This is a genomic window from Proteus sp. HMSC14B05 (assembly GCF_001808035.1).
GTDB lineage: Bacteria > Pseudomonadota > Gammaproteobacteria > Enterobacterales > Enterobacteriaceae > Proteus > Proteus mirabilis.
In genome coordinates, this window is the sequence record NZ_KV792000.1 from 1 (window position 1) to 25,189 (window position 25,189).

The following is a 25,189-nucleotide window of genomic DNA, read 5'->3' on the forward strand; positions in this document are numbered from 1 at the left end:
CAGAACGATTAGCTGCTGAACGTGCAGAGCAGGCGCGTTTAGCTGAAGAAGAAGCCCAGCGTCAAGCGCAACTTGAAGCTGAACAAGCACGCCAAGAAGCGCAAAGAGCAGAGGCAGAACGATTAGCTGCTGAACGTGCAGAGCAGGCACGTTTAGCCGAAGAAGAAGCTCAACGTCAAGCACAGCTAAAAGCAGAACAAGCACGCCAAGAAGCGCAAAGATCAGAGGCAGAACGATTAGCTGCTGAACGTGCAGAGCAGGCACGTTTAGCCGAAGAAGAAGCTCAACGTCAAGCGCACCTTGAAGCTGAACAAGCACGCCAAGAAGCTGAAGAAAAAGCGCGTATTGCACAAGCACAAGCCGAAGCGGAAGATATTGTCGCGTTACGCGAAGAGGTATTAGTCGATAAACCCGTAGAGCAAGAGAGACCGAAAAAAGAAGGCTTTTTCTCTCGCTTGAAAAAGGGATTATTAAAAACACGACAAAATTTAGGCTCCGGTTTTATGGGGCTATTCCGCGGTAAGAAAATTGATGACGAGCTTTTCGAAGAGTTAGAAGAGCAGTTGTTAATTGCCGATGTGGGAATGGATACCACTAGCAAGATCATTAACAGTTTGACTCAGCATGCTAGTCGTAAAGATCTCAAAGATGCTGAATCTCTTTATGGTAAGTTGCGTGAAGAGATGGGCGATATTTTAAATAAAGTGGATAAGCCATTAAATATTGAAGGTAAAAAACCTTTTGTCATTTTAATGGTCGGAGTTAATGGGGTCGGTAAAACGACCACTATCGGTAAGTTAGCCCGCCAATACCAAGCTGAAGGTAAATCGGTGATGTTAGCTGCAGGAGATACCTTCCGTGCAGCGGCGGTTGAGCAACTACAAGTTTGGGGTGAGCGTAATCATATCCCTGTTATTGCTCAGCATACGGGGGCTGATCCAGCATCGGTTATTTTTGATGCTATTCAATCGGCGCAAGCAAAAGGTGTCGATGTTCTGATTGCGGATACCGCGGGACGATTGCAAAATAAATCTCATTTAATGGAAGAGCTGAAAAAAATCGTCCGTGTAATGAAAAAATTAGACGAGGAAGCACCACATGAAGTGATGCTGACACTCGATGCCAGTACAGGGCAAAATGCTGTTAGCCAAGCAAAATTGTTTAATGAAACGGTTGGGCTGACAGGATTAACCTTGACGAAACTGGATGGTACTGCAAAAGGGGGCGTTATCTTCTCTATCGCTGATCAGTTTGGTATTCCTATTCGCTATATCGGCGTCGGTGAAGGTATTGAAGATTTACGTCCGTTTAAGGCCGACGATTTTATTGAGGCTCTGTTTGCCCGCGAGGAGTAGTTGTAATGATCCGCTTCGAACACGTCAGCAAGGCTTATTTAGGTGGAAGACAAGCATTACAGGGGGTTGATTTTCATCTTCGCCCTGGTGAGATGGCTTTTTTAACCGGACATTCTGGTGCTGGTAAAAGTACATTGCTTAAATTAATTTGTGGCATAGAACGTCCAAGTGATGGCGCTATTTGGTTTGCTGGTCATGATATCAGTAGGCTAAAAAATAGTGAGATCCCTTTTTTGCGTCGTCAAATAGGGATGATCTTCCAAGATCACCATTTGCTGATGGACAGAACGGTTTATGACAATGTCTCTCTACCTTTGATTATTGCAGGCGCAAGTGAAGAGGATATTCGACGCCGAGTTTCAGCCGCCTTGGATAAAGTCGGACTACTTGATAAAGCGAAAAATTACCCTATCCAGCTTTCAGGGGGGGAACAGCAACGGGTGGGAATAGCTCGTGCTGTTGTGAATAAACCCACGGTGTTATTGGCTGATGAGCCAACAGGGAATCTTGATGGTGAACTTTCAGAAGGCATTATGCGTCTGTTTGAAGAGTTTAATCGCGTGGGGGTTACCGTGTTAATGGCAACGCATGATATGACACTTGTAGAGCGCAGGAATTACCGTATTCTAACCTTAGGTCAAGGGCGTATGGTGGGAGGACAAAATGGCTAAAGGAAAACACTCCCGTAAGGCAATGCCAACACCAAAAGCGAAAACAAAAGCATTACGTGGTGGACGCCGTGAGCAGTGGCGTTATGCATGGCGTAATACCATGGCCGACTTTTTACGCCAACCCCTCTCTTCTTTCTTAACGGTGATGGTAGTAGCGATTTCATTAACACTACCTAGTATCTGTTACATTGTCTGGAAAAATGTATCAACAGCCGCAGAGCAGTGGTATCCCACTCCGCAACTGACGGTCTATCTTGATAAATCTCTAGATGACAGCTTAGCGCAGGCAACGATAAAAAATATCGAGGCATTAGATAAAGTCGAAGAGGTTAATTATCTTTCTCGTCAAGATTCATTAGTGGAGTTTCGCTCATGGTCTGGATTTAGTAGCGCATTAGATATGCTAGAAGAAAATCCATTACCCGCTGTCGCGATTGTGACTCCTGTTATGGATCCTAATGACGAGCAATTAATGGTTAATTTGCGTGATGCAGTGGCAAATATTGCCGGTGTTGACGAAGTGAGAATGGACGATAGCTGGTTTACTCGGTTATCTACTTTAACCTCATTAGTTGGACAAATCGCAATGGTGATCGGTAGCTTAATGATTGTGGCACTGCTATTGGTTATTGGTAATAGTGTTCGTCTTAATATTTTCAGTCGTCGTGATACCATTAATGTGATGAAATTAATTGGTGCTACTGATGGCTTTATCATGCGTCCCTTTTTAAATTGGGGTTTAGTACTCGGCTTTATCGGGGCTATTTTTGCGATTATTTTCTCTGCATTATTGGTATGGAAGTTATCTGATGTCGTTACGCAAGCGGCGACCGTATTTGGAACAACTTTCTCAATATCTGGATTAGGTTTTGATGAATCGGTTATTTTGATCCTCGTTTCGATGACCATTGGCTGGTTTGCTGCTTGGTTGACCACCATGCAACATTTACGTCAATTCACACCAGAATAGCCATATTAGTCCCTTTTTTCCTTTTTATTATGGCGGGTTGCATTATTATGGCAACCTTGCCATTTTATCAAACCCCTATCTTTGGCATAATAATGTTCTACACTTAACCTAGATGAATTGAGTACTATTTTTAATAGATGAATTTGCGGTTTGCTTGGTAAAGTACAAAGATATGTAAACATAGATGCGATATGAACCTTTAGTCTTTATGCTGGTCAATAATGTTGTAAAAACATAATATCTACCACCAACGATGACCTGTTAAGTACTATTAGAAGGTTCTTCCTGCTCACCATACAGTATTAATATTAATTATCTATTTGATTTTCATGAGGATTTGAATGACAAAAGAAATGCAATCCTTAGCATTGGTTCCGCAAGGCAGCATTGAAGCGTATATCCGTGCAGCCAATTCCTATCCGATGTTAACGGCAGAGGAAGAAAAGGAACTGGCTGAACGGCTGCATTACGAGGGCGATTTGGAAGCAGCGAAAACGCTGATCCTTTCTCATTTACGCTTCGTTATTCATGTTGCTCGCAGTTATTCAGGATATGGTTTACCTCAGGCGGATCTTATCCAAGAAGGTAATATTGGTTTGATGAAAGCGGTGCGTCGCTTTAACCCTGAAGTTGGGGTTAGACTGGTTTCTTTCGCCGTGCATTGGATCAAAGCCGAAATTCATGAATATGTGTTACGTAATTGGCGTATCGTGAAAGTCGCGACAACGAAATCACAGCGTAAACTGTTCTTTAATTTAAGAAAAAACAAAAAACGCTTAGGGTGGTTTAACCAAGATGAAGTCGAGCTAGTCGCGAAAGAGCTTGGGGTCTCTGAGAGCGATGTGCGTGAAATGGAATCTCGCATGTCGGCACAAGATATGGCATTTGACATGAGTGCTGATGATAGTGATGACTCACATCCTGTAGCTCCGGTGCTGTTCTTAGAAGATAAATCTTCTGACTTTGCTGATGGTATTGAAGAAGATAACTGGGATAACCATGCGGCTGACCGACTGACTTTAGCGATAAAAACACTGGATGAACGTAGCCAAGACATTATCCGCGCTCGCTGGTTAGAAGATGATAATAAATCAACTTTACAGGAGCTTGCAGATAAATATGGTGTTTCTGCTGAGCGAGTTCGCCAGTTAGAAAAAAATGCGATGAAAAAATTGCGTTTAGCGATTGAAGATTAATCACATTTTAAAGCCAATCCAACCTCTCTGATTGTAGAGTATGATATAAAAGCGATATTGATATATCGCTTTTTTTATACGCGGAGAACATGACGTGAAAGAGATAAAAATAGTTATCGCCCCAGATCCTTTTAAAGAGAGCTTAAGTGCCAAAGAGGTGGCAGAGGCGATTAAACAAGGCTTTTCACGTTATTTACCTGATGCTGATTATTGTTGTATTCCTATGGCCGACGGCGGTGAAGGTACAGTAACGTCATTAGTTGATGCTACCCATGGTCGTTTTATCACAACGCCAGTTTGTGATCCATTAGGTAAACAGGTAACAGCCACTTGGGGAGTGTTAGGCGATAATACTACTGCCGTGATTGAAATGGCACAGGCATCAGGTCTTCATCTTATCCCTTCATCTCAACGCAATCCCAATTTAACGACGAGTTATGGTACCGGTGAGTTAATTTGTGCCGCACTAGATTTGGGGGTTAAAAAGATCATTTTAGGCTTAGGAGGAAGTGCCACAAATGACGGCGGTGCAGGTATGATGCAAGCGCTCGGTCTTGGTCTTAAAGATAAGTCTGGAACATCTCTGCCTTTTGGTGGACATGCATTAAGTCAACTTCATTCTATAGATATCAATCAACTACATCCAAAACTTGCCTCTGTTGATATAGAGATCGCCTGTGATGTAACTAATCCATTATGTGGCGAATTGGGGGCTTCAAAAGTCTTTGGCCCACAAAAAGGGGCGACAGAACAAGATATTGCGCAACTGGATAGCGCACTACACCATTTTGGTACTTATCTTGAGAAAATGACACAACGCACTCTTATCAATATTGCAGGAAGTGGTGCGGCAGGAGGATTGGCTCTGCCTTTGCTGGCATTTACGCAAGCAACACTTTCACCAGGTATTGATTTGGTTGCTAACGCTGTTGAATTAGAAAAACAGTTAATCGATGCAGATTTGGTCATAACTGGCGAAGGGCGAATGGACAGCCAATCGGCGCAAGGTAAAACCCCGATAGGTGTTGCTAAATTAGCTAAAAAATACCATCGCCCAGTGATTGCATTAGTTGGTGGTTATTTACCGGATTATGATGTGGTCCATCAGCAGGGTATTGATGCGGTTTTCTCTATCCTGCCCGGTGTTGCCACTTTACAACAAGCCTTTGATAATGCTGAGCAAAACTTACAGGAAACCGCTTATAATGTAGCGAGGCTTTATGCTTTATCATTGCAGAAATAATCATAAGTATCAGCCTGTAATGAAGTAGCAAAATGATGATGCGCTAAAAAAGCCTGTGCTACAGGATCGTTGATTTGCCCTGTTTTCAATAAAGCTTGCCAATGTGTAATGGTTGGATTTTTTTCAAGGCATTGTGTTAGTAAGTAATGTCCAACACCACGACGACGAGTCACTTCTCTTACCATAAAATCACTGATAAGCGCTGTTTTTGCTCGGTATTTTATACGACAAGCCGCTAGCAATCGCCCGTTAAAACGGGCGACAAAAAGAGCATGCTCTGTGGTGATTGGTGCAGTGAGTGCCATTTGGTACTCACTATCTTGCCAAATTTTCCCTAAATCTATTTTATCTTGTGCTGAAAGCTGCGGCAGATTTTCAATGGTTAGTTTCATCAAATGTCCTGTTAGTCGATGGTTTGTCGTTGTTGTTTTAATGTGGAAAGTAGCGTTTTGATGGCAAAACACAATGCCAAACTTGTTAAGATCACACAAGAATAAAAGACATATTGATAATGATTATCGGTGACAAAATAGCTTGCGACCATAGGCCCTGCTGCCATACCACAGTAGCGGATAAAATTATAAATACCCATTGCCGTTGCTCTTACTGAACTAAAGTGGCTGGTTAATAAGGTCGTGTGTGTAGGCATAGTTAATCCTAAAGAGAGACCATATAACACCGTTAATATTAACATTATTGGTAATGAGATTTGCCAAAATAGGGCAAATAACGACAACATGGCAAGGTTTATACATGAAGTTATGATCACACCATATTCAGCGCTAAATAAATGACAAACCTTACGGTAAAGGTAACTGCCTAACACCAGTGCAATGGACATAGGAACATAAAGCCCACCTATTTCACTGCTATTTAAGTGATAAAGGTGAAAAGCAATTAAAGGTAAAAATACTAATAGGCAGAAGTAGTTATAAAACACCATAAAACTTATCACAAAAACAGATTTACCCTCTGGGGCGGCGAGCACTTGTCGCATAGCAGATAAGCTTTTAACGGACTGTTTTTGTTCTGGGCGAGTTTCAGGTAAATAAAACAGATGGGCAATCAGCAAAACAAGTCCCACCATACTTAAGAAAACAAAAATACTCTGGTAGTGATAATTTTGTGCTAAATAGCCGCCTAATAAAGGACCACTCGCTGGTGCTAATGCTAGCAACATTTGGTAACTTCCCATTGCTTTAGCACGCTCATTCCCTTGATAGAGATCGCCTAAAATAGTTGCTGCGACAACAGGGATGGCAGCGATACCTATGGCTTGGATCACTCGTCCAAAAATTAATAGGTTAATAGAATTAGCCCATATACAAATAAGTGCGCCGATAATTGAAATCGTTAACCCACTGAGCAAAATAGGTTTTCTGCCCCATTTGTCAATCAATGAACCATAACATAACTGCATAACAGCCATAGCAAAAGTGAAAGCTGATACCGTAAGGTTAACCAGTGATAATGTGGTATTAAATTGCTGCTGGATCAATGGCAGCACAGGAGTATAAATATTTTGTGCTAGAGAGCCTAATAAAGCGCTAAAGCAAACAAGGTAAAACAGACTACGGATTGATAATTTCATTATATTGCCTCTTAGTTTTGTTTCCATGGAAACAAAATAGATAATAGCGATATTTTGATTGTTGTAAATAGTTTTGGTATTATTTTTTTAAAATATTTTTTCCAAGGAAACAAAATGACAAGACAGCAAGTAACCACACAGGAATTGCTTAATGGTTTAAGTGAATTGTTGCACTTAAAAGAAGCGAATAATGATGAAGGTCATAAGAAAGTATTAGCAGAGAAGGGGTTAGAAAATTATTCACTCACAGAGCTTCATGTGATCCATTGTATTGGTGAAGAGAGTATGCGCAACCTCACAACGATCAGTGATTATATGGCAATGACACGTGGGGCAGTCTCAAAAATTTGTCGTCGCTTACAGAGTAAAGGCGCTATTGAGAAAATAAAATTAGCGGATAACCAAAAAGAGATATTTTTTATTTTAACTACTGAAGGGGAAAAGCTGTTTCACACTCATGAATTGTTACATCAACAATCTCAGGCAAAATGGATAACCTTATTTGAACAGTATGATCAAAATGAAAGGCTGGCAATTAAACGCTTTTTAGCTGATGTTGCAAATCGTTTTCGCCACAAGGAAAAAGCATAAAGAAAACCCCCATATGGTTAAATATAGGGGCGATAAAGTTTATTTTTTATCTTCGGCAATGCGGTTACGAATATTGTCAGCACGCTCTTTTGATGGTGGGTGAGAATCAAACATGCTTGAATCACTACCACCTAATTTAGCTAATTTTTCAAAGCCAGTCACTAAGCCTGAAGTATTGACACCGCGTTTTTTCAGCAGATCGTAAGAGAAGTTATCAGCTTGTGTTTCTTGGTGTTGAGAGAATTGGGCATTAACCAGTTTTTCACCCATTTCTGCTAACTGGGAACTACTTAATTGTGCTGCTACTCCCCCCGCTGAAGAGGCCGCGGTACGTGCCGCAACAGTGGCATGTGCTACTTGAATTGCTTTACGTGTATGGCCTAATGCCACGTGTCCCATTTCATGACCCAATACACCTTCCACTTCGTTGTCAGTCATGATGTCCATTAAACCGCTATAAACACGCACACAGCCGTTTGCCATCGCCCATGCATTGACATCTTTAGTGAGATAAACTTTATAGTTTACTGGAGTACCATTAACTTCATTACCTAACGCTTTCGCGATATTATTTAAGCGTTTAGTGTAGTTACTATTTGCAGGTGCAATTTTGTTTTTAGCATCCATTTCTTTACATGCATCATTAGTTAGCGCTTTGACATCGTCATCACTTAATGTTGCCGCTTGGAAAAGTTGTGTACCTGATTGCGCTAACATAGAAGTATCAAGATTTTTACAGCCAGAGAGTAATGCCGCGGATACCATCACTGTCGCAAGTAGTTTTATTTTCATTATCAATTAAGTCCTTTTCTGCTTAGCAGTTTAATATTATTAGTTGCACATTAAATGCGAGCAAAAGAATAGCAGTGCTTATCTAGTGGTGCAATATGCGGATATTCTAATGATATTATTCTACTGCTATAAAAAATTATTTTTATTATTTTAAACGCGTATTTTTCTATTTTTTAAACTTATTATATAAAATATTAAAATCCTTAATAAGTGTACTTTTATTAATGTAAGTAATCATGGTTTTTAAAATGGATTTAAAGGTATTTATTGTAAAATTTTTATTAAATTTTAATATGTTGTAAATTTTTTATCATCTCTCTTTAAGCAAAGATTAATCGCAATGGATAGCATCAAAATAATCTACTTTATACATTTTAAGTGTTAAGTATATTGATGTTATGTGTGTTTTCTCATCAATGAAAAAATAATAGCAATGCTAAAAACATTGCTATTAAGATTAAACTGAAAATGAATCACAGTGAGAATAAATTAAGAGACTAATCGTTCACTTAACAACATGGTAGGACGTTCAATCCGTTTTTGGGTTTGTCGATCAAAAAAATGTAGATTTTCTGGATAAATAGCAACACCTATTCTATTACCCACATTAACACCATGATCGTTTGTGGCTCGAATAACAATAGATTGTTGGTCACAAGTGGTGGCGTAAATTAAAACATCAGCCCCTAAAGCTTCAATAAAATCGACATTAGCATGAAACAGTGGATTTTGTTGATTTATGAGCAAATGTTCAGGACGTAATCCTAGTTGGATCTCACCATTAGGTAATGAGTGGGCAGAAATAGCAAGATGACCATCCGCAATTTCAATAATACCGCGATTGATATGAGTGGTTAAAATATTCATCGCCGGTGATCCCATAAATGTTGCCACAAATACAGAAGCTGGGCTTTCATAAATCTCTAAGGGGGAGCCAACTTGTTCTATATGACCTTGGTTTAGTACTACTAATTTATCCGCCAAGGTCATGGCTTCCACTTGATCATGAGTGACATAAACAGAAGTAGTGGCTAATTTTTGCTGAAGCTTTTTGATTTCAAGACGCATTTGTACGCGTAGTTTGGCATCAAGGTTAGAGAGCGGTTCATCAAATAAGAAGACTTTGGGATCACGGACAATCGCTCTGCCCATGGCAACGCGTTGGCGTTGTCCACCAGAAAGCTCTTTAGGTTTTCTATCCAGTAAATGGCTTATTTCTAGCATATGAGCAGCGCGATCGACTCGGGCTATGATTTCAGCTTTGGGGACTTTTCGATTACGCAAACCATACGCCATATTGTCATAGACAGACATATGTGGGTAGAGGGCATAATTTTGAAAAACCATCGCAATATCTCGCTCGCTAGGCTCATGTTCATTTACGCGTCGATTATCAATCAGTAAATCGCCATCTGTGATGGTTTCTAATCCCGCTATCATGCGCAGTAGTGTTGATTTTCCACAACCACTAGGCCCTACTAAAACCACCATTTCGCCTTGCTCAATAGAGAGATTGAGCGTGGAAATTGCTTGATAACCATTAGGATAACGTTTTTCTAAATTAGTCAGTGTTACGGTAGTCATATTATTTCTCCGTATCAACAAAGCCTTTAACAAAGGCTCTTTGCATCAAAATGACGATAAAGACAGGTGGCAACATTGCAATTAAAGTGGTTGCCATAATTTTGTTCCACTCAATCACGCCATCAGATACGGCCACCATCTGTTTGATGCCCATGACAATGGTGTAGTACTGAGTATCTGTGGTGATAAGCATTGGCCAAAGATATTGATTCCAGCCATAGATAAAGGTGATAACAAAAAGTGCGGCAATATTGGTACGGGATAAAGGCAATAAAATAGTAAAGAAAAATTTTATTGGCCCTGCACCATCAATTTTGGCCGCTTCAATCAGCTCTGGGGTGATAGTAAGAAAAAATTGGCGAAACAAAAATGTAGCCGTTGCACTCGCAATCAGTGGAATGGTCAGTCCTGCATAGGAGTTCAACATATTAAGATTTGTCACTACCTCAAAGGTCGGCATGATCCGCACTTCGACGGGGAGCATCAAGGTAAAGAAGATTGTCCAAAAAGCCAGCATTCTGCCAGGAAAACGAAAGAACACCACGGCGTAAGCGGAGGCAATAGAGATAACCAATTTACCAATAGTGATCACTAACGCCATAACTAAAGAGTTCAATAGCATACCATTAATGGTAATTGCACTATTTTGAGTCGTTCCCGCTGATGAAAAGAGCGTTTTAAAAACCTCGATACCCTCCTGACCAAACCAAAGAGGCGAGCCTGTGGCAAATTCGGTATTTTGGTGGGTAGTCGCAACAACAGCGATCCATACCGGAAATGCTACAGAAAGAATGCCAACAATCAGAATAAGATGGCAAAAAGCGTGGAAGAGAGGTCTACGTTCAACCATTAGTAAGCCACCTTTTTCTCAACATAACGAAATTGAATAATGGTCAATATGGCAACAATCAACATTAAAATAACCGATTGTGCCGCTGATGAGCCTAAATCTAATCCAACAAATCCATCGTTATACACTTTATAAACTAATGTTGAGGTGCTATTACCGGGGCCACCTTGGGTCATGGCATGAATGATGGGAAAGGTGTCAAAAAAGGCGTAGGCAAAATTAACCACCAATAAGAAAAAAGTTGTCGGCGAAATTAATGGCAAACTAATGGTAATAAAACGTTTAATTGGACCACTGCCATCAATGGCTGCTGCTTCTAGCAACGATTTAGGCACAGATTGTAACGCGGCAAGAAAAAACAGAAAGTTATAGCTTATCTGTTTCCATGTGGCGGTTAAAATCACCATCCACATTGCATGAGATGTATTTAAGACCGGATCCCAATTGATACCGATTTTGTTTAATACTCGGCTTAATACACCAATGGTAGGATCGAGCATAAACAACCAGAGAAAACCTGCGATAACAGGAGCAATAGCATAAGGAGCGATAAGTATTGTGCGGTAAAACAATTTACCCCGTAATATTTGCTCAGCAATACCCGCTAAAATAACCGCAGATAACATTGAAAGTAATACAACACTGGTACTAAAAATAAGCGTGGTGATTAAGCTGTCAAAATAATAATTATCATTAAATAAGCGCTGAAAATTTTCTAAACCAACAAATTCACGACTAAGGCCAAAAGCATCTTCTAACTGAAAAGATTGCAACAATGCTTGTCCAGCCGGCCAAATAAAGAAAATTAAAGTAATGGCTAATTGAGGGAAGATCAGCGCGATAGGTAACCATTTTTGTTTAAAGTAAACGGATTGGGAAGCCATACTGTATCCAGAGATCTGACAAAATAACAGGCGAACACTTATTGATGTTCGCCGAATACCAAATACCTTACTGAGTGCGTTCAAATCGGCGTAGTTGTTCATTTCCCCGTTTAACCGCATTATCCAAGGCGGCTTGTGCGCTCTGTTTGCCTGACCACACTTTTTCTAATTCTTCATCGACGATTTCTCGCGTTTGTAAAAAGTTACCAAAGCGCAAGCCTTTTGAGTTTGCTGTAGAGTCAGAGGTGGTCATTTGTAAAATAGCCGTATCAGCACCAGGATTTTTCTGATAGAACCCCTGTTGTTGTGTTAATGCATAAGCGGCTTTCGTCACAGGTAAATAACCGGTTGCTTGATGCCAATCTGCTTGTACTTCAGGACTAGAAAGATAGGTAAAGAATTTAGCGACACCGTTATATTCAGCATCAGGGCGACCTGCCATTACCCATAATGAGGCACCTCCGATAATGCTATTAGCAGGTTTATCAACTAAAGTATCGTCATAAGGCAATTGGCTAACACCAATATCAATGCCTTTCATATTCTCTTTAATACCCGCAAAGCCTGCAGATGACTCCATCACCATGGCGCATTCTTGAGTATAAAATAGCGGCATAGCATCAGATTGGCGGCCACCATATTTAAAAATACCGGATTTAGACCAATCCGCCATGCGTTGGATATGAGTAACAAACGGTGCCTGATTAAATAAAAATGAGGTATCAGTCCCATCAAAGCCGTTATTTTTGGTGGCGATAGGTAAGTTATTACGAGCGCCAAAATTCTCTATTTGGGTCCATGATTGCCAAGTGGTGGTAAAACCACATTTCACGCCAGCATCAAGTAGTTTCTGAGAGACAGTCCCCATCTCTTTCCATGTTTTAGGAGGTTGCTCTATGCCTGCTTGTTTAAATAGTGCTTTGTTGTAATAAAGCACAGGCGTTGAGCTATTAAAAGGTAGAGATATCATCTTACCATCGCTGGTGGTGTAATAAGCGGTAACTGTCGAGAGGTAGCTATTAGGATCAAATGGCTCGTTGGTTTTTTCCATTAATTGGTAAACAGGAAAAACGGCTTTTTTAGCTCCCATCATACTTGCTGTTCCCACCTCAAACACTTGAACAATCGCAGGTTGGTTTTTAGCTCGAAATGCAGCAACAGCGCTGGTCATCGTTTCTGGATAAGTCCCTTTATAGACAGGTTTGATCACATATTCTGATTGGCTGGCATTAAAGTCTGAGGCAATTTGATTGACTTTTTGACCTAAGGCGCCCCCCATAGCATGCCACCACTCTATTTCGGTTTTTGCGTAGGTTGGTGAAGTAAATAATGCTATTGCTATGGCAAGCGTACTGAAGGATTTAATCGACATGCAAAATTTCCTTTTTATTTAAATACGAAAGGCGCAATCTAATTTAAGAAATACCCTAAGCGTTCTTTATGACAAATGGGTGACAATTAAATGAAGATATGTTGATGGTGTGACTGTCAAATTGCTGTCATAAATGGTTGTCATGATGGCGATATCAACGAATAAGGAGAGAAAGATGAAAATAGCCGCTCATAGAGGATTTTCTGGAAAGGCACCTGAAAACACATTAGCCGCATTTAAAATGGCGATTGATTTTGGGTGTGAATGGATTGAAACCGATGTGCAGTTAACGGCAGATCATGTACCTGTACTGATCCATGACAAGACGGTTAATCGTTGCACGAATGGACAAGGTGCGGTGCGCTTTCATAGTTTGGATGATTTACACCGTCTTGATGCAGGCAGTTGGTTTAGTTCACTTTATCAAGGGGAAAAAATTCCCACACTAAGACAAGGTTTGCAGTTGATAAAGCGCTCAGGCACTAAGCTCAATATCGAACTTAAAACATGGCCTGATGATGATGTAGAGCGCTTATGTTTAGCGGTATCTGAAATGATAAAAAGCGCAGATATCCCTAACGAACAAATCCTGTTTTCCTCTTTCGATACTCACGCATTAATGGTGATGAAACGTTATCTGCCCGCCATTCGTCGAGGACAGCTATGGGATGATATTCCTGATAATGCACTAGAAACTTTACAAGCTATAGAGGGGTTTAGCGTGCATTGTAATTATCAATATTTAACGCAGCAACAAGCGGCTATGTTGAAACAAGCAGGCTATGAAATTTATTGCTATACCCCCAATGATCCTAAAGAAGTGAAAGATTTTGAAGCATGGGGAGTCGATATGTTGATCACTGATGTCCCAGATATTTATCAACAGAATTAATGTGCTTTTTATAAGGTATCTGAGTGAATGACACAGATGCCTTATAATGCTTATTTTTATCACTAATCTGTCAATATATGGCTAGTAGGATAGGCCTTATTATAATTATGAGGATTTAACCGTGCAAATAATCCCATAGTTAATATCACTAAGACAGCATGAAAAGCCCAAGCATAGGTAAAACTACCATCATCTTGTTGTAGCCATACTGCGATCAGCGGCCCAAAAGAGGCAATAATAAATCCGCCACCTTGCATCAAGGCTGATAGTGCTCCTGCGTGTAATGGATGAGGAACATGATCTAATGCGGCAATCATCATCATTGAGAAACAACCACCCAACCCACAGCCTAAAAAGATACTCCATAGATAAGGGGCGCTCATTGGCATTGTCATCAGCGCTAAAAATCCAATAAGTTGGCTTGTCAGTGTTAAAAGTAGCCAAAAACGGCGATCATGATTTTTGGCAGCAAGAAATGGAATAATTAATGCTGCTGATGCTTGAAAGAGTGACAAAATAGCAACTAATGAGCCACTTTGTGCACTTGGCATACCTAATGATTGATAGAAGGGAGCTAACCATGCCACCATCGAAGCGTAACCGGCATTAACAAAGCCAAATCCAACAATTAATAAGGCTGTTCTTGGTCGCCAAATCAATGTATTAAGTGGCAGTTTATTGGTTTCGGAAATATTCTTTTTAATTGATAGCGTAATAGCAACTAATGCGACGCTCGCGGGTAACGCAAACCAAGCAAGAGCCTGTTGCCAATTGCCATCAGATGCCGTAAGAACAGGGGATAACTGAGCACCTAATGCACCTCCTCCCATTAGCATGGCTGAGTAGAGACCCATCATAATGGGAGTTTTCTGTCCAAACCACGCTTTGATGATGCCAGGGAAAACCGCTTGGATATAAGCGACACTTAAACCACAAAATAGAGCAGTAATAAGTAACTGATCACCATCAGAAACATAGGCACGAGAAAACGATGCTAATAATAAGATAAGCATCGCAACTTGTAGCCCTCTACGAGCTTGAATATAAGGTTGTAAAAAGGGCACAACCAAAGCACCGACTCCCATTAAAATCATGGGTAATAACGTGAGTAATGAGACTTGGCTATAGCTCATGCCTGTTGAAGCAATAATATTGTCAATAACAGGGCCAGGCCCGGTTAAAAAAGGGCGTAAATTTATTCCTACTAAAATGATAGTAAGGACAATCTGCCACATATTTTTTCGTGGTAAGGCTATCATAGTAATTCCCTGATAAACATCAACTTTGTCTATTGTATAGACAAAGTTTGTCTAAAAAAATGCTAATAGTAAAGATAAAGTGTCATTGTTTTCAGTTAAGGTTAGCATTATTGACAGAATATAGAACTCTAATCTGAAGATGATATTTTCCCGAATTTAATCTATCAGTTATTTCCTAAGTAAATTTATCTAAATGATATTTGGTTTCTTTTATATTAATATTAGCCGGAAGGTGTAAACTGGTTTATTATTTTATATCGAAAAATATAAATAACTAAGGTAAGTTAATGTTGAGTATGGAAAAAATTAAGCAACCCTATTGGCCAGCATTAAAATTGATATTAAGTTCACTTATTGTTTTTAGTTTCTATTTGAAACAAAGCCATACCCCTGACTTTTCATTACTGATTAATATATTTGATTTAACATTAATTCCTATGTTTGTTTTTATTATCGGGTTTATTACTAAGAATGGGACATGGAAAAGTTGGCGTGATAATTTATTAGCTGCCTTAGTGATTTATGCGACTTTCCAAACTATTGATATGATCCCTCTTTATTATTCAGGGCAATTTGACCTTAATACTTACCTTCTTTTTCCTCAAAATGGTGTTTGGTTTTTTCTTGCTACACCTATTTGGCAAGCTTTTTTCCTATTGTTACCTTCATACATCAGACATCATAAACCAATATTATTCTCTCTTCTGCTTGTAAGTATTTTGCTATCGTTGTTAACTAAAGGCTATGAAACTAAACTATCCACTTTCTTGGCTATAATACAATATTTTCCATTTTTTATTATCGCTTATTTAGTAGACCAACAAATAATTACTAAATTGAGAAGTCAATCTTTTGTGGTTATTGCTTTAATAAGTTTATTATCAATATTTATACTTTATTATCAATCTAATATCAATTATATTATTCTAACAAAATTAGAAGGTAGTCTATTTTTTGCAAAATTAATTATATATATTATCTCTTTATTGATAAGTTTTATTTTAAGCGCAGGGATTATTTACCTTGCACCAACCACTCAAAAATACGCTTCTCTTGCCAATAATGCGTTAGGTGTTTATTTAATTCATCCAATTATTTGTTTTATCCTTTTACAAGGCATAATCTTTTTTCAGTTATCTCTTACATTACCGATGGTTTTTGCACTCACCATTATCACTATTAGCCTAGCACTATTATTGGCATCAATTAAGCTTATTCATTGGTTTATTAGCCCAACTTTTAATATCCGATAGCTTAGTCAACATGAGTGGAGAAGAATGTCATTAATTTTTCTCCACTAAGAATAAAATCGTATGTTCACTATTAATTTGTTTTATTTATATAAATCAATTATTTTATGTCTTTAATGACATTTAATAAATTAATAATGCGATATTTAGTCTATTTAGGACTTGCTGGTGTATTGCTCAGTTTTCCTATCTCATTTGTAGTAAATATCTTTCTTCTTGATGAAGGATATAAAACGTGTGGTAAAATTTCGTGGCTATCACCCACTACATATGTAAAAGAATTATCGTTTTACAATAACAAAAAAGCCCTTAACAAATAATGAAAAGGGCTTTTTAATTCAATGTATTATACGACTTCTATTAATTCATGCCGTATTTTTTCAGTTTCTTACGCAGTGTGCCACGGTTAATGCCCATCATTTGCGCAGCACGTGTTTGGTTACCACGGGTGTATTGCATCACCATGTCCAACAATGGCTGTTCAACTTCAGCCAATACCAGCTCATATAAGTCATTAACATCTTGACCGTTTAATTGAGCAAAATAGTTCTTCAGTGCTTGTTTAACTGAGTCACGTAAAGGTTTTTGGGTTACCTGATCTTGTGAATTTACAGTGGCAACGGTTAGTACGTCTGAATTTACGCGTTGTTCGAACATAGTTCTGTCAGCTCTTTTATTTATTTACGCAAAAAATTTTCGAAATATGCTTCCAACGCCTCCAGCTGTTCGCTGGCATCCTCTATGGCGTTGAAGGAGCGCCGAAACTGGTCATCAGGGGCATGTTCCTTGAGATACCAAGAGACATGCTTGCGTGCAATGCGAGTTCCTTTGCCTTGACCGTAAAAGTCGTGCAATTCACGCACATGCTTTTGCATTATTTGTTGCACCTTTGCAATCGGCAGAGGAGGCAACAGTTCACCTGTGTCCAGATAGTGCTGGATTTCCCGAAAGATCCAGGGTCTTCCCTGAGCAGCGCGACCGATCATTAAAGCATCGGCTCCAGTGTAGTCAAGCACTGCTCTGGCTTTTAGCGGGTCAGTTATGTCTCCATTCGCAATAATGGGAATAGAGACACTCTGCTTAACTGTCCGAATACTGTCGTATTCAGCTTCACCTTTGAACAAACACTCGCGCGTACGTCCATGAATGGTGAGAGCCGCAATACCACAATCTTCAGCCAATTTGGCAATCTCTACACAGTTTCGTTCATCAGGTGACCATCCTGTACGGATCTTGAGTGTAACAGGTACATCAACCGCATTGACCACCGCAGAAAGGATCTCTGCGACTAAATCCGGATAACGCAGCAATGCTGAGCCTGCTAACTTTTTATTCACCTTTTTTGCCGGACAACCCATATTAATGTCGATAATCTGAGCGCCACCTTCTACGTTTATTTTCGCAGCTGTAGCCATATCAACAGGGTCACTTCCCGCAATTTGTACGGAGCGGATCCCCAATTCATCGCTATGTACCATCCGTAACCGAGACTTGTCTGTCTTCCAAACCTGAGGATTAGAAGAAAGCATTTCAGAAACTGTCATCCCCGCACCCATGTCATAGCAAAGTGACCGAAAAGGTCGGTCTGTAACGCCAGCCATTGGAGCTGCAATGAGGCAATTTTTTAACTGATACTGTCCGATTCGCATAGATGAAAAGAGGGCCAAACTGTGACTGCAAGGGCGCGTATATTACGCATTTTTTACCAGATATGAAAGGACAAAGTTTAACCAAATCGCGAAAAAAAGTTACTTTTTTATACTTGATTTTTTATAAATAGATTATTTAGTCAATAAAAACAAAAAGTTACTGTTTTTCTAAAATTTTAAATTTAAATATAGAGAAGTAACAAACTCAAGCAACAAGGTGATATTTATCAGGCAAAATTGTGATTAATGCCTGATAAATAATCATTAAGTGAAACTTTAACTGTTTAATATTATCGCAAATTGTTTAATATTTAACCTGTGTTATTTTTTCACTCCGGTAATACGACACCACTCTTCTTTTTCAGCCACAGGATCTAAAGTAAATTGTTCTTGATAAGCTTGTGCAACACTGTCAGCTTGTGTGGCAAGAACACCGGAAAGACCTAAATGCCCCCCTTGACGTGGCAGTGTGCTGATAATAGGAGCTAATTCACGTAATGGACCAGCTAAGATATTTGCGACCACTACATCGGCACTGAGATTGTCTGGTTGGTCTTTAGCAAGGTATAGCGTTAGTGCATCAGCGACACCGTTACGTTGTGCATTGTCGCGACTTGCTTGGATAGCTTGTGGGTCGATATCGATACCTATCGCTTTCGCAGCCCCCAGTTTTAATGCTGCAATGGCTAAAATACCTGAGCCACAACCAAAGTCGATAACGGTTTTACCTGCGAGATCTAAACCATCGAGCCATTGTAGACATAAAGAGGTGGTTGGGTGAGTACCAGTACCAAATGCCAGACCTGGATCGAGCATGACATTTACAGCGTTAGGATCAGGCACTTCACGCCAGCTTGGGCAAATCCATAAACGTTCGCCAAAGCGCATAGGGTGGAAGTTATCCATCCATTCGCGCTCCCAATCTTTATCTTCTAACTGTTCGATTTTATGTACAAATCCTTTACCCAGCACCGCCGTGTTTTCTAACATAGCCACGATGATACTCATATCGGTTTCTGCATCATATAAGCCAATAACATCGGTATCACCCCAGAGGCGAGTTTCTCCCGGTAATGGCTCAAAAATAGGGGTATCGTGGCTATCTTGAAAGGTTACTGATACCGCGCCACTTTCAACCAACTCATCACCAATGGCTTCGGCGTTTTCTGAGGTGGCATTTAGTCTTAATTGTATCCAAGGCATAATTAATCTCTTTTAAAAACAAGTTCACTGTAATGGAGCAGATTGAGGCAAGGTTTGTTCTCCAAACTTATTTGCGACAAGAAAGGCCACTAAGCTCAATAACAGCGCAGGAATAATAGGATGAAATCCAGCAATCTGGATATTAAATGTTGCCAGTGTAGCATAGAGTGTGGCACCGGTTATCATGCCCGCAATCGCGCCATAACGGTTTGCTTTGTTCCAGTAAAGGCCAAGTACTAGAGGCCATAAGAAAACCGCTTGTAGTCCACCAAAGGCAAGTAAATTGAGCCAAATTATCATTGATGGCGGGTTCCATGCAGCAAATAGCAATAAGATCCCTAAAATCAAAGTAGATAGGCTAGATAAACGCGCAATGCGTTTTTCATTGTTTATGGCATGAGGCGCGAGATTGAGATAGAGATCTTTGACCAATGTCGCTGATGATTGTAGCAGTTGTGCGTTAATCGTTGACATGATGGCTGCCATCGGTGCCGCTAAAAATATACCGGCAGCAAAAGGCGGTAATACATCAACCATTAAGGTTGGAATAACTTGATCTGGCACGGTGAGATCAGGAATGATTGCCCGACCTAATGCGCCCGCAAAGTGCATACCAAACATTAATAACGCCATCACGATGGTGCCGATGATGATCCCTCTGTGCATGGCTTTGCTGTCTTTATAAGAGATACAGCGCACTGCAGTATGGGGAAGGCCGATAACCCCAAAACAGACCAATACCCAAAATGACGCCATAAAGGGGCCAGTTAAAATGCCGTCAGCACCATGAGGAGAGGTAAGGGCAGGATCGATAGCGTTTAGTTTTTGTATTGCAATATCTAAGCCACCCGCCTTGTAGATAATGGCAAAAAGCAAAATAAAGGTGCCCAATAACATCACAAGGCCTTGTAAGGCATCATTTAATACACTGGCTCTAAATCCGCCAATCGCTGTATATAATGCGATTGAGATACCAAATATCAGCAAACCAAATTCATAGGGAATACCCGCAGCGGTTTCTAATAAGCGAGCACCACCAATAAATTGTACGGTCATGGCACCGACAAAAGCTACCAGTAGACTTAAGCTGGCAAACCAGACTAAAAAGCGACTTTGGTAGCGAGCATAGAGCATATCATTTAGGGTGACGGCGTTATAACGACGCGCCAAAATAGCAAATTTTTTACCTAGTACCCCGAGGGAGAGCCAAATAGCGGGGAGCTGGATCATCGAAAGAAGTACCCAACCAATGCCGTATTTGTAAGCCGCGCCTGGTCCACCAATAAAAGAGCTAGCACTGACATAGGTTGCCGTGATGGTCATTGCAAGGACAAATCCACCCATAGAGCGGTTACCAAGAAAATACTCGTTAAGAAATTGCCCTTTTTCACGTTTACGATATGCGTATGCGGATAATAGGAAGACCAATAAGAGATAGCCAACCAGTGGCACGATAACCTCAGTTTGCATTGTCATGCTCATCTCCTAACGGCATATCTTTGAAAAAATAGCGTACCATCAGATAGCACAGTAAAAAAAATAGCACAGGCAAAAATAGGCATGAAAGCTCAAACCAAACCGGTAGGCCGGTTAGTCCCACACTATTATCGGGTAAATAGGCAGTAAGTAACCAACCCAATAAGTAGATAAAAGTAAGCACTAAGGCCAAGAGGGCTTCTTTGTGGGCCTGAACAAAACGCTTGTCCATCTGTTCTCCCAATCTTTATAGGATTAAAACGAATGAGAAGGATTGTACGGGAAAGTGAGAGGTGATTCAGTGAAAATTGATCATAAACTTATTGGTGGCATCAAATGATGAGGAATTGATTGGCGGTTGAGTGTGCTGCAGGAACTTATTTGGTTATTTAATAGACTATTTAGTCGAATAAAAAAGGCATAGTCGATAAACTATGCCTTTTACTGATAAGCTAAAAAGATTAATTTTCAGTTAAACCTAGGCGTTTTTCTAGGTAGTGAATATTAGTACCACCTTTTTGGAATTGCTCATCATTCATAATGAATTGGTGTAGCTCAATATTGGTTTTAATGCCGTCAATAATAAGTTCTGCCAACGCATTTTTCATACGAGAAATCGCAATTTCACGTGTTTCACCGTAAGTGATCAATTTACCAATCATTGAATCATAGTGTGGTGGAACGGTGTAACCTGCGTAAATATGTGATTCCCAACGTACACCAAATCCGCCTGGTGAGTGGAAACGAGTGATGGTTCCCGGGCTTGGCAAGAAGGTTTTTGGATCTTCTGCGTTGATACGGCACTCAATAGCATGTCCATGAACGTGAATTTGATCTTGCGTGACCGATAATGGTAAGCCTGATGCAATACGCAGTTGCTCTTTGATAAGGTCAACACCGGTGATCATCTCAGTAACAGGGTGCTCAACCTGAATACGGGTATTCATTTCGATAAAGTAGAATTCGCCATTTTCATAGAGGAATTCAAACGTACCCGCACCGCGGTAGCCAATTTCAATACACGCATTTGCACAGCGTTCACCGATATTTTTACGGATCTCAGGGGTAATACCTGGTGCTGGTGCTTCTTCAACCACTTTTTGGTGGCGACGTTGCATTGAGCAGTCACGTTCAGCTAAATAGATAGCATTACCTTGTCCATCGGCCATCACCTGAATTTCGACGTGGCGTGGATTTTCAAGGTACTTTTCCATATAGACCATATCGTTGCTAAATGCCGCTTTGGCTTCCGCACGGGTCATGGAGATTGCTTGCGCTAAGTCTTTTTCTGAGCGAACAACACGCATACCGCGACCACCGCCACCACCTGATGCTTTGATGATAACAGGGTAACCAATGCGTTTGGCGATTTCGATATTTTTGGCTGTATCGTTACCTAATGGGCCATCTGAGCCTGGTACACAAGGAACACCGGCTTTTTTCATCGCTTCAATAGCGGAAACTTTATCACCCATTAGGCGAATGGTTTCCGCTTTAGGGCCAATAAAAATAAAGCCTGAGCGTTCAACTTGTTCGGCAAAATCGGCATTTTCAGACAGGAAGCCATATCCTGGGTGAATGGCTTGCGCGCCACTTATCTCTGCCGCGGCAATAATTGCCGGAATATTTAAGTAACTTTTTGCTGAAGCAGCGGGACCAATACAGATAGTCTCGTCTGCCAGCAGAACGTGTTTTAAATCACGGTCTGCCGTGGAGTGAACGGCGACTGCTTTGATCCCAAGTTCCTTACAAGCTCTTAGGATACGCAGTGCAATTTCACCACGGTTGGCAATGAGGATTTTTTCTAGCATGGGCCTGCCTCGTTATTCGATGACAAAGAGTGGATCGTCAAACTCAATAGTATCGCCATCTTGGCAAAGGATAGATTTAACAACGCCCGCTTTATCAGATTCGATTTGGTTCATCATTTTCATTGCTTCAACGATACACAGTGTATCGCCAACATTGACTTGCTGACCCACTTCAACAAAGACTTTTGCTTCTGGGCTTGGTGAACGATAGAAGGTACCTACCATTGGTGAGCGAACAACATGGCCGCTAATTTCTTGCGTTGCTGTAGCCGCTGGTGTTTCTGGTGCTACAGGTGCCACAGCAGCTGCTAATGCAGGTTGAGGTGCTGCTGGTGCCGCAAAATATTGCTGAGGAGCCATTTGACCCTGAACGCCAGAGTTGCGACTGATGCGTACTGACTCTTCACCTTCAGAAATTTCCAGTTCAGAAATGCCAGACTCTTCGACTAGCTCGATCAGTTTTTTAATTTTACGAATATCCATGAGTTGATTCCGTACTCTTTTGATGTTTTTTATTAAGACAAGCGGTTGACCGCTGCCTGTAAAGCAAATCGATACCCTTCAGCACCTAATCCACAGATTACGCCAGTTGCGATATCAGAAAGATAAGAGTGGTGACGGAAAGGTTCCCGACTGTAGACATTGGATAGGTGAATTTCAATAAATGGAATATTCACCCCTAATAATGCATCACGCAGTGCAACACTGGTGTGCGTAAATGCTGCAGGGTTGATAAGAATATAATCAACATTTCCCCGCGCCGCATGAATTTTATTTATTAGCTCATGTTCAGCATTTGATTGAAAATGAGTCAGTTTCACATTTAATGCTTGAGCATCCGCTGACAAACTTTGAACAATATCATTCAGAGTTAGGTGTCCGTAAGTTTCCGGCTCTCTAGTGCCAAGCAGGTTTAAGTTCGGACCATTCAGGAGCAAAATATGAAAATTTTCCGACATTATGCTTCTATCTCCGTCAATTCGTCAACGAAATGACAAAATAACCTGTGCTTTTCGTTTTGTCATCTTTTATTGTATCGAATGTTACGATACAAATCACAAAGTCCGACATTATAGACATTTCACAGAAGATAACAGCAAAATACTGGTCTAATCAGGGAAAGATGGGATTATTTTGATGAAAAGTTAAAAGTTTTTACAAGATTGTAAAACCAAGAAAGTAAAATAAACAGAAGTTTAAAAAATAATCATAACATGACGTTATTTATTGATGTGACAGGAAATCTACGCTTCTTTGAGCTAGATCGATAATATATGTTATAAATGTGATCAAGATCACATTACTAACCAGGCTTAATATTAAAAACGCAATAATCTGGCATTAAATTAATCCGTTTAATGCCAGAAATTAGCTCAAAATCATGATAAATAATTACAACTTAACTAAGGTTCTACCTGTTACTTGATTATCCATTATCATCTGAGCATAGCGTGGCACCTCATCGAGTGTAATTTCGGTTACTGTTTGCTGATAAAATGTATCAGGCAATAGCTGTAGTAAACGTTGCCATACTTGAGCGCGTTTTTCTGCAGGATAATAAACGGAATCGATACCTTGCAGACGAACATTGCGTAAAATAAATGGCATGACTGTAGTAGGTAACGTATATCCTCCTGCTAATCCACAGGCGGCAACGGTGCCATTGTAATGTGTTTGTGACAAGATATTGGCAAGGATTTGTCCACCTACGGTATCAATAGCGCCTGCCCAACGCTGTTTATCTAACGCTTTACCTGCAGCCTCAAATGCTTCACGGGTGATAATATGCTCGGCCCCCAGTTTACGTAAATAATCGTGATTGCTGGCTCTGCCACTGAGAGCGGTAACCTGATAGCCAAGTGCGGTTAATAAACTAATTGCGGTGCTACCGACACCACCGCTGGCACCTGTAACCAAAATCTCACCACTATCGGGTGTTATGCCACCTTGTTCTAACGCCATCACACAAAGCATGGCAGTAAAACCTGCTGTACCAATGATCATGGCATTTTTTAACGACAGTCCTTCGGGCAGCGCCGTTAACCAATCACCTTTAACGCCCGCTTTTTGTGCTAAACCGCCCCAGTGGTTTTCACCTACACCCCAACCGGTTAGTAACACATGTTGTCCAATATGAAAACGGGGATCTTCTGTATGGTGAACCACCCCTGAAAAATCGATACCGGGGACCATCGGAAATTGGCGTAGAATTTTTCCTTTACCTGTTATGGCTAAGCCATCTTTGTAGTTTAGTGTCGAGTAGTGGACATCAACAATGACCTCATGAATAGGAAGTTGTGATTCATCGATATGTTGGACGCCGGCGCTAAGTTTATCGCTGTGTTGTTCGACTAATAATGCTTTCATGATGACCTCTTATTGCTATCCGTTTCTGTCATGATAGGTGATTTTTTAGCAAGCGTTGTGATTGTGCACAATATCTCGTGTAATAATGAGACAAATTAACGCTTTTTAGTGTATAAACGATGGGTTCTATGTTCATTTAAGCAGAGATTATTCTGAGTTTTACATTTTTGTTGTGAGTTGATA

26 protein-coding genes are annotated in these 25,189 nt (G+C 40.4%); 9 read left to right on the forward strand and 17 right to left on the reverse strand.

Going from position 1 to position 25,189, the window contains the following annotated elements; translation table 11 throughout:
• The 5 genes from ftsY to HMPREF3129_RS14110 form a co-directional block, all read left to right on the forward strand.
• A partial coding sequence (gene ftsY, locus HMPREF3129_RS14090; RefSeq protein ID WP_070487102.1) for a signal recognition particle-docking protein FtsY occupies nucleotides 1–1,355 on the forward strand: 1,355 nt, incomplete at its 5' end.
• A 5-nt stretch (nucleotides 1,356–1,360) separates the two neighbouring features.
• Entirely contained in the window at nucleotides 1,361–2,026 is a 666-nt protein-coding gene (ftsE, locus tag HMPREF3129_RS14095; protein WP_004245385.1) for a cell division ATP-binding protein FtsE, read from the forward strand.
• Entirely contained in the window at nucleotides 2,019–2,996 is a 978-nt protein-coding gene (gene ftsX, locus HMPREF3129_RS14100) for a permease-like cell division protein FtsX (protein WP_004248880.1), read from the forward strand. Before ftsE ends, ftsX begins: the two co-directional genes overlap by 8 nt.
• A 341-nt stretch (nucleotides 2,997–3,337) precedes the next feature.
• Nucleotides 3,338–4,192, forward strand: coding sequence for an RNA polymerase sigma factor RpoH (gene rpoH / locus HMPREF3129_RS14105; RefSeq protein WP_004245383.1), 855 nt, complete (start codon nucleotides 3,338–3,340; stop codon nucleotides 4,190–4,192).
• A gap of 94 nt (nucleotides 4,193–4,286) precedes the next feature.
• Entirely contained in the window at nucleotides 4,287–5,435 is a 1,149-nt protein-coding gene (locus HMPREF3129_RS14110) for a glycerate kinase (RefSeq protein ID WP_036919694.1), read from the forward strand.
• On the opposite strand, the gene panM is transcribed toward HMPREF3129_RS14110, so the two are convergent.
• Both panM and HMPREF3129_RS14120 read right to left on the reverse strand, forming a co-directional pair.
• On the reverse strand, nucleotides 5,411–5,827 hold the full coding sequence (gene panM, locus HMPREF3129_RS14115; protein ID WP_004248882.1) for an aspartate 1-decarboxylase autocleavage activator PanM: 417 nt from the start codon (nucleotides 5,825–5,827) through the stop codon (nucleotides 5,411–5,413). The two genes, HMPREF3129_RS14110 and panM, sit on opposite strands and share 25 nt — an antisense overlap.
• 11 nt (nucleotides 5,828–5,838) lie before the next feature.
• Nucleotides 5,839–7,026: an MFS transporter gene (locus tag HMPREF3129_RS14120; protein WP_004248883.1), complete on the reverse strand. Its 1,188-nt coding sequence runs from the start codon at nucleotides 7,024–7,026 to the stop codon at nucleotides 5,839–5,841.
• 114 nt (nucleotides 7,027–7,140) lie between these two features.
• Between HMPREF3129_RS14120 and HMPREF3129_RS14125 the strand changes: the two genes are divergently transcribed.
• A complete protein-coding gene (locus HMPREF3129_RS14125) occupies nucleotides 7,141–7,617 on the forward strand; it encodes a MarR family transcriptional regulator (protein ID WP_017628211.1) in 477 nt (158 codons plus the stop codon).
• A gap of 39 nt (nucleotides 7,618–7,656) precedes the next feature.
• Here HMPREF3129_RS14125 and HMPREF3129_RS14130 read toward each other — a convergent pair whose 3' ends face one another.
• From HMPREF3129_RS14130 to ugpB, 5 genes are all read right to left on the reverse strand, one after another.
• Complete coding sequence (locus HMPREF3129_RS14130; RefSeq protein WP_004245378.1) at nucleotides 7,657–8,409, reverse strand: metalloprotease LoiP; 753 nt, start codon at nucleotides 8,407–8,409, stop codon at nucleotides 7,657–7,659.
• Nucleotides 8,410–8,898: 489 nt separating this feature from the next.
• A complete protein-coding gene (ugpC, locus tag HMPREF3129_RS14135; protein ID WP_020945134.1) occupies nucleotides 8,899–9,993 on the reverse strand; it encodes a sn-glycerol-3-phosphate ABC transporter ATP-binding protein UgpC in 1,095 nt (364 codons plus the stop codon).
• A gap of 1 nt (nucleotide 9,994) precedes the next feature.
• A complete protein-coding gene (gene ugpE / locus HMPREF3129_RS14140; protein WP_012368825.1) occupies nucleotides 9,995–10,843 on the reverse strand; it encodes a sn-glycerol-3-phosphate ABC transporter permease UgpE in 849 nt (282 codons plus the stop codon).
• The gene (gene ugpA / locus HMPREF3129_RS14145) at nucleotides 10,843–11,727 is read right to left on the reverse strand and encodes a sn-glycerol-3-phosphate ABC transporter permease UgpA (protein WP_004252723.1); all 885 of its coding nucleotides are present in this window, start codon (nucleotides 11,725–11,727) and stop codon (nucleotides 10,843–10,845) included. Before ugpA ends, ugpE begins: the two co-directional genes overlap by 1 nt.
• A gap of 67 nt (nucleotides 11,728–11,794) precedes the next feature.
• The gene (gene ugpB, locus HMPREF3129_RS14150; protein ID WP_070487105.1) at nucleotides 11,795–13,099 is read right to left on the reverse strand and encodes a sn-glycerol-3-phosphate ABC transporter substrate-binding protein UgpB; all 1,305 of its coding nucleotides are present in this window, start codon (nucleotides 13,097–13,099) and stop codon (nucleotides 11,795–11,797) included.
• Between the two features lie 175 nt (nucleotides 13,100–13,274).
• Between ugpB and HMPREF3129_RS14155 the strand changes: the two genes are divergently transcribed.
• A complete protein-coding gene (locus tag HMPREF3129_RS14155; RefSeq protein ID WP_004248889.1) occupies nucleotides 13,275–13,991 on the forward strand; it encodes a glycerophosphoryl diester phosphodiesterase in 717 nt (238 codons plus the stop codon).
• A 62-nt stretch (nucleotides 13,992–14,053) separates the two neighbouring features.
• Here the strand turns inward: HMPREF3129_RS14155 and HMPREF3129_RS14160 are convergent, their stop codons facing one another.
• Nucleotides 14,054–15,250, reverse strand: coding sequence for a cyanate transporter (locus HMPREF3129_RS14160; protein ID WP_036919701.1), 1,197 nt, complete (start codon nucleotides 15,248–15,250; stop codon nucleotides 14,054–14,056).
• A 287-nt stretch (nucleotides 15,251–15,537) separates the two neighbouring features.
• On the opposite strand from HMPREF3129_RS14160, the gene HMPREF3129_RS14165 reads away from it, so the two are divergent.
• Nucleotides 15,538–16,503 (forward strand): hypothetical protein, encoded by a 966-nt coding sequence (locus HMPREF3129_RS14165; RefSeq protein ID WP_004252718.1) that lies wholly within the window; start codon nucleotides 15,538–15,540, stop codon nucleotides 16,501–16,503.
• Nucleotides 16,504–16,616: 113 nt separating this feature from the next.
• Nucleotides 16,617–16,820, forward strand: a complete 204-nt coding sequence (locus tag HMPREF3129_RS18405) for a DUF1240 domain-containing protein (protein ID WP_223302958.1) — start codon at nucleotides 16,617–16,619, stop codon at nucleotides 16,818–16,820.
• Nucleotides 16,821–16,860: 40 nt separating this feature from the next.
• Here HMPREF3129_RS18405 and fis read toward each other — a convergent pair whose 3' ends face one another.
• The 9 genes from fis to acuI all read right to left on the reverse strand — a co-directional run bounded on the left by fis (nucleotide 16,861) and on the right by acuI (nucleotide 25,006).
• Complete coding sequence (gene fis / locus HMPREF3129_RS14170; protein WP_004245342.1) at nucleotides 16,861–17,157, reverse strand: DNA-binding transcriptional regulator Fis; 297 nt, start codon at nucleotides 17,155–17,157, stop codon at nucleotides 16,861–16,863.
• A gap of 20 nt (nucleotides 17,158–17,177) precedes the next feature.
• On the reverse strand, nucleotides 17,178–18,149 hold the full coding sequence (dusB, locus tag HMPREF3129_RS14175; protein WP_004245341.1) for a tRNA dihydrouridine synthase DusB: 972 nt from the start codon (nucleotides 18,147–18,149) through the stop codon (nucleotides 17,178–17,180).
• Nucleotides 18,150–18,470: 321 nt separating this feature from the next.
• Entirely contained in the window at nucleotides 18,471–19,352 is an 882-nt protein-coding gene (gene prmA / locus HMPREF3129_RS14180; protein ID WP_004245340.1) for a 50S ribosomal protein L11 methyltransferase, read from the reverse strand.
• Between the two features lie 24 nt (nucleotides 19,353–19,376).
• Nucleotides 19,377–20,822, reverse strand: a complete 1,446-nt coding sequence (gene panF, locus HMPREF3129_RS14185; protein WP_036920156.1) for a sodium/pantothenate symporter — start codon at nucleotides 20,820–20,822, stop codon at nucleotides 19,377–19,379.
• Nucleotides 20,812–21,060 (reverse strand): YhdT family protein, encoded by a 249-nt coding sequence (locus tag HMPREF3129_RS14190; RefSeq protein ID WP_004252713.1) that lies wholly within the window; start codon nucleotides 21,058–21,060, stop codon nucleotides 20,812–20,814. Before HMPREF3129_RS14190 ends, panF begins: the two co-directional genes overlap by 11 nt.
• Before the next feature lie 229 nt (nucleotides 21,061–21,289).
• A complete protein-coding gene (accC, locus tag HMPREF3129_RS14195) occupies nucleotides 21,290–22,639 on the reverse strand; it encodes an acetyl-CoA carboxylase biotin carboxylase subunit (RefSeq protein WP_004245336.1) in 1,350 nt (449 codons plus the stop codon).
• A 12-nt stretch (nucleotides 22,640–22,651) separates the two neighbouring features.
• A complete protein-coding gene (gene accB, locus HMPREF3129_RS14200; protein ID WP_004245333.1) occupies nucleotides 22,652–23,122 on the reverse strand; it encodes an acetyl-CoA carboxylase biotin carboxyl carrier protein in 471 nt (156 codons plus the stop codon).
• 32 nt (nucleotides 23,123–23,154) lie between these two features.
• Nucleotides 23,155–23,598, reverse strand: coding sequence for a type II 3-dehydroquinate dehydratase (gene aroQ, locus HMPREF3129_RS14205; protein ID WP_004245332.1), 444 nt, complete (start codon nucleotides 23,596–23,598; stop codon nucleotides 23,155–23,157).
• A 433-nt stretch (nucleotides 23,599–24,031) separates the two neighbouring features.
• On the reverse strand, nucleotides 24,032–25,006 hold the full coding sequence (gene acuI, locus HMPREF3129_RS14210) for an acrylyl-CoA reductase (NADPH) (RefSeq protein ID WP_012368829.1): 975 nt from the start codon (nucleotides 25,004–25,006) through the stop codon (nucleotides 24,032–24,034).
• Between the last annotated feature and the right edge of the window lie 183 nt (nucleotides 25,007–25,189).

Bases quoted from the DNA above. Each gene is read 5' to 3' on its own strand.
- ftsE (WP_004245385.1), top strand. From the start codon at position 1,361: ATGATCCGCTTCGAACACGTCAGCAAGGCTTATTTAGGTGGAAGACAA.
- ftsX (WP_004248880.1), top strand. From the start codon at position 2,019: ATGGCTAAAGGAAAACACTCCCGTAAGGCAATGCCAACACCAAAAGCG.
- rpoH (WP_004245383.1), top strand. From the start codon at position 3,338: ATGACAAAAGAAATGCAATCCTTAGCATTGGTTCCGCAAGGCAGCATT.
- panM (WP_004248882.1), bottom strand. From the start codon at position 5,827: ATGAAACTAACCATTGAAAATCTGCCGCAGCTTTCAGCACAAGATAAA.
- HMPREF3129_RS14120 (WP_004248883.1), bottom strand. From the start codon at position 7,026: ATGAAATTATCAATCCGTAGTCTGTTTTACCTTGTTTGCTTTAGCGCT.
- HMPREF3129_RS14125 (WP_017628211.1), top strand. From the start codon at position 7,141: ATGACAAGACAGCAAGTAACCACACAGGAATTGCTTAATGGTTTAAGT.
- HMPREF3129_RS14130 (WP_004245378.1), bottom strand. From the start codon at position 8,409: ATGAAAATAAAACTACTTGCGACAGTGATGGTATCCGCGGCATTACTC.
- ugpC (WP_020945134.1), bottom strand. From the start codon at position 9,993: ATGACTACCGTAACACTGACTAATTTAGAAAAACGTTATCCTAATGGT.
- ugpE (WP_012368825.1), bottom strand. From the start codon at position 10,843: ATGGTTGAACGTAGACCTCTCTTCCACGCTTTTTGCCATCTTATTCTG.
- ugpA (WP_004252723.1), bottom strand. From the start codon at position 11,727: ATGGCTTCCCAATCCGTTTACTTTAAACAAAAATGGTTACCTATCGCG.
- ugpB (WP_070487105.1), bottom strand. From the start codon at position 13,099: ATGTCGATTAAATCCTTCAGTACGCTTGCCATAGCAATAGCATTATTT.
- HMPREF3129_RS14155 (WP_004248889.1), top strand. From the start codon at position 13,275: ATGAAAATAGCCGCTCATAGAGGATTTTCTGGAAAGGCACCTGAAAAC.
- HMPREF3129_RS14160 (WP_036919701.1), bottom strand. From the start codon at position 15,250: ATGATAGCCTTACCACGAAAAAATATGTGGCAGATTGTCCTTACTATC.
- HMPREF3129_RS14165 (WP_004252718.1), top strand. From the start codon at position 15,538: ATGTTGAGTATGGAAAAAATTAAGCAACCCTATTGGCCAGCATTAAAA.
- HMPREF3129_RS18405 (WP_223302958.1), top strand. From the start codon at position 16,617: ATGACATTTAATAAATTAATAATGCGATATTTAGTCTATTTAGGACTT.
- fis (WP_004245342.1), bottom strand. From the start codon at position 17,157: ATGTTCGAACAACGCGTAAATTCAGACGTACTAACCGTTGCCACTGTA.
- dusB (WP_004245341.1), bottom strand. From the start codon at position 18,149: ATGCGAATCGGACAGTATCAGTTAAAAAATTGCCTCATTGCAGCTCCA.
- prmA (WP_004245340.1), bottom strand. From the start codon at position 19,352: ATGCCTTGGATACAATTAAGACTAAATGCCACCTCAGAAAACGCCGAA.
- panF (WP_036920156.1), bottom strand. From the start codon at position 20,822: ATGCAAACTGAGGTTATCGTGCCACTGGTTGGCTATCTCTTATTGGTC.
- HMPREF3129_RS14190 (WP_004252713.1), bottom strand. From the start codon at position 21,060: ATGGACAAGCGTTTTGTTCAGGCCCACAAAGAAGCCCTCTTGGCCTTA.
- accC (WP_004245336.1), bottom strand. From the start codon at position 22,639: ATGCTAGAAAAAATCCTCATTGCCAACCGTGGTGAAATTGCACTGCGT.
- accB (WP_004245333.1), bottom strand. From the start codon at position 23,122: ATGGATATTCGTAAAATTAAAAAACTGATCGAGCTAGTCGAAGAGTCT.
- aroQ (WP_004245332.1), bottom strand. From the start codon at position 23,598: ATGTCGGAAAATTTTCATATTTTGCTCCTGAATGGTCCGAACTTAAAC.
- acuI (WP_012368829.1), bottom strand. From the start codon at position 25,006: ATGAAAGCATTATTAGTCGAACAACACAGCGATAAACTTAGCGCCGGC.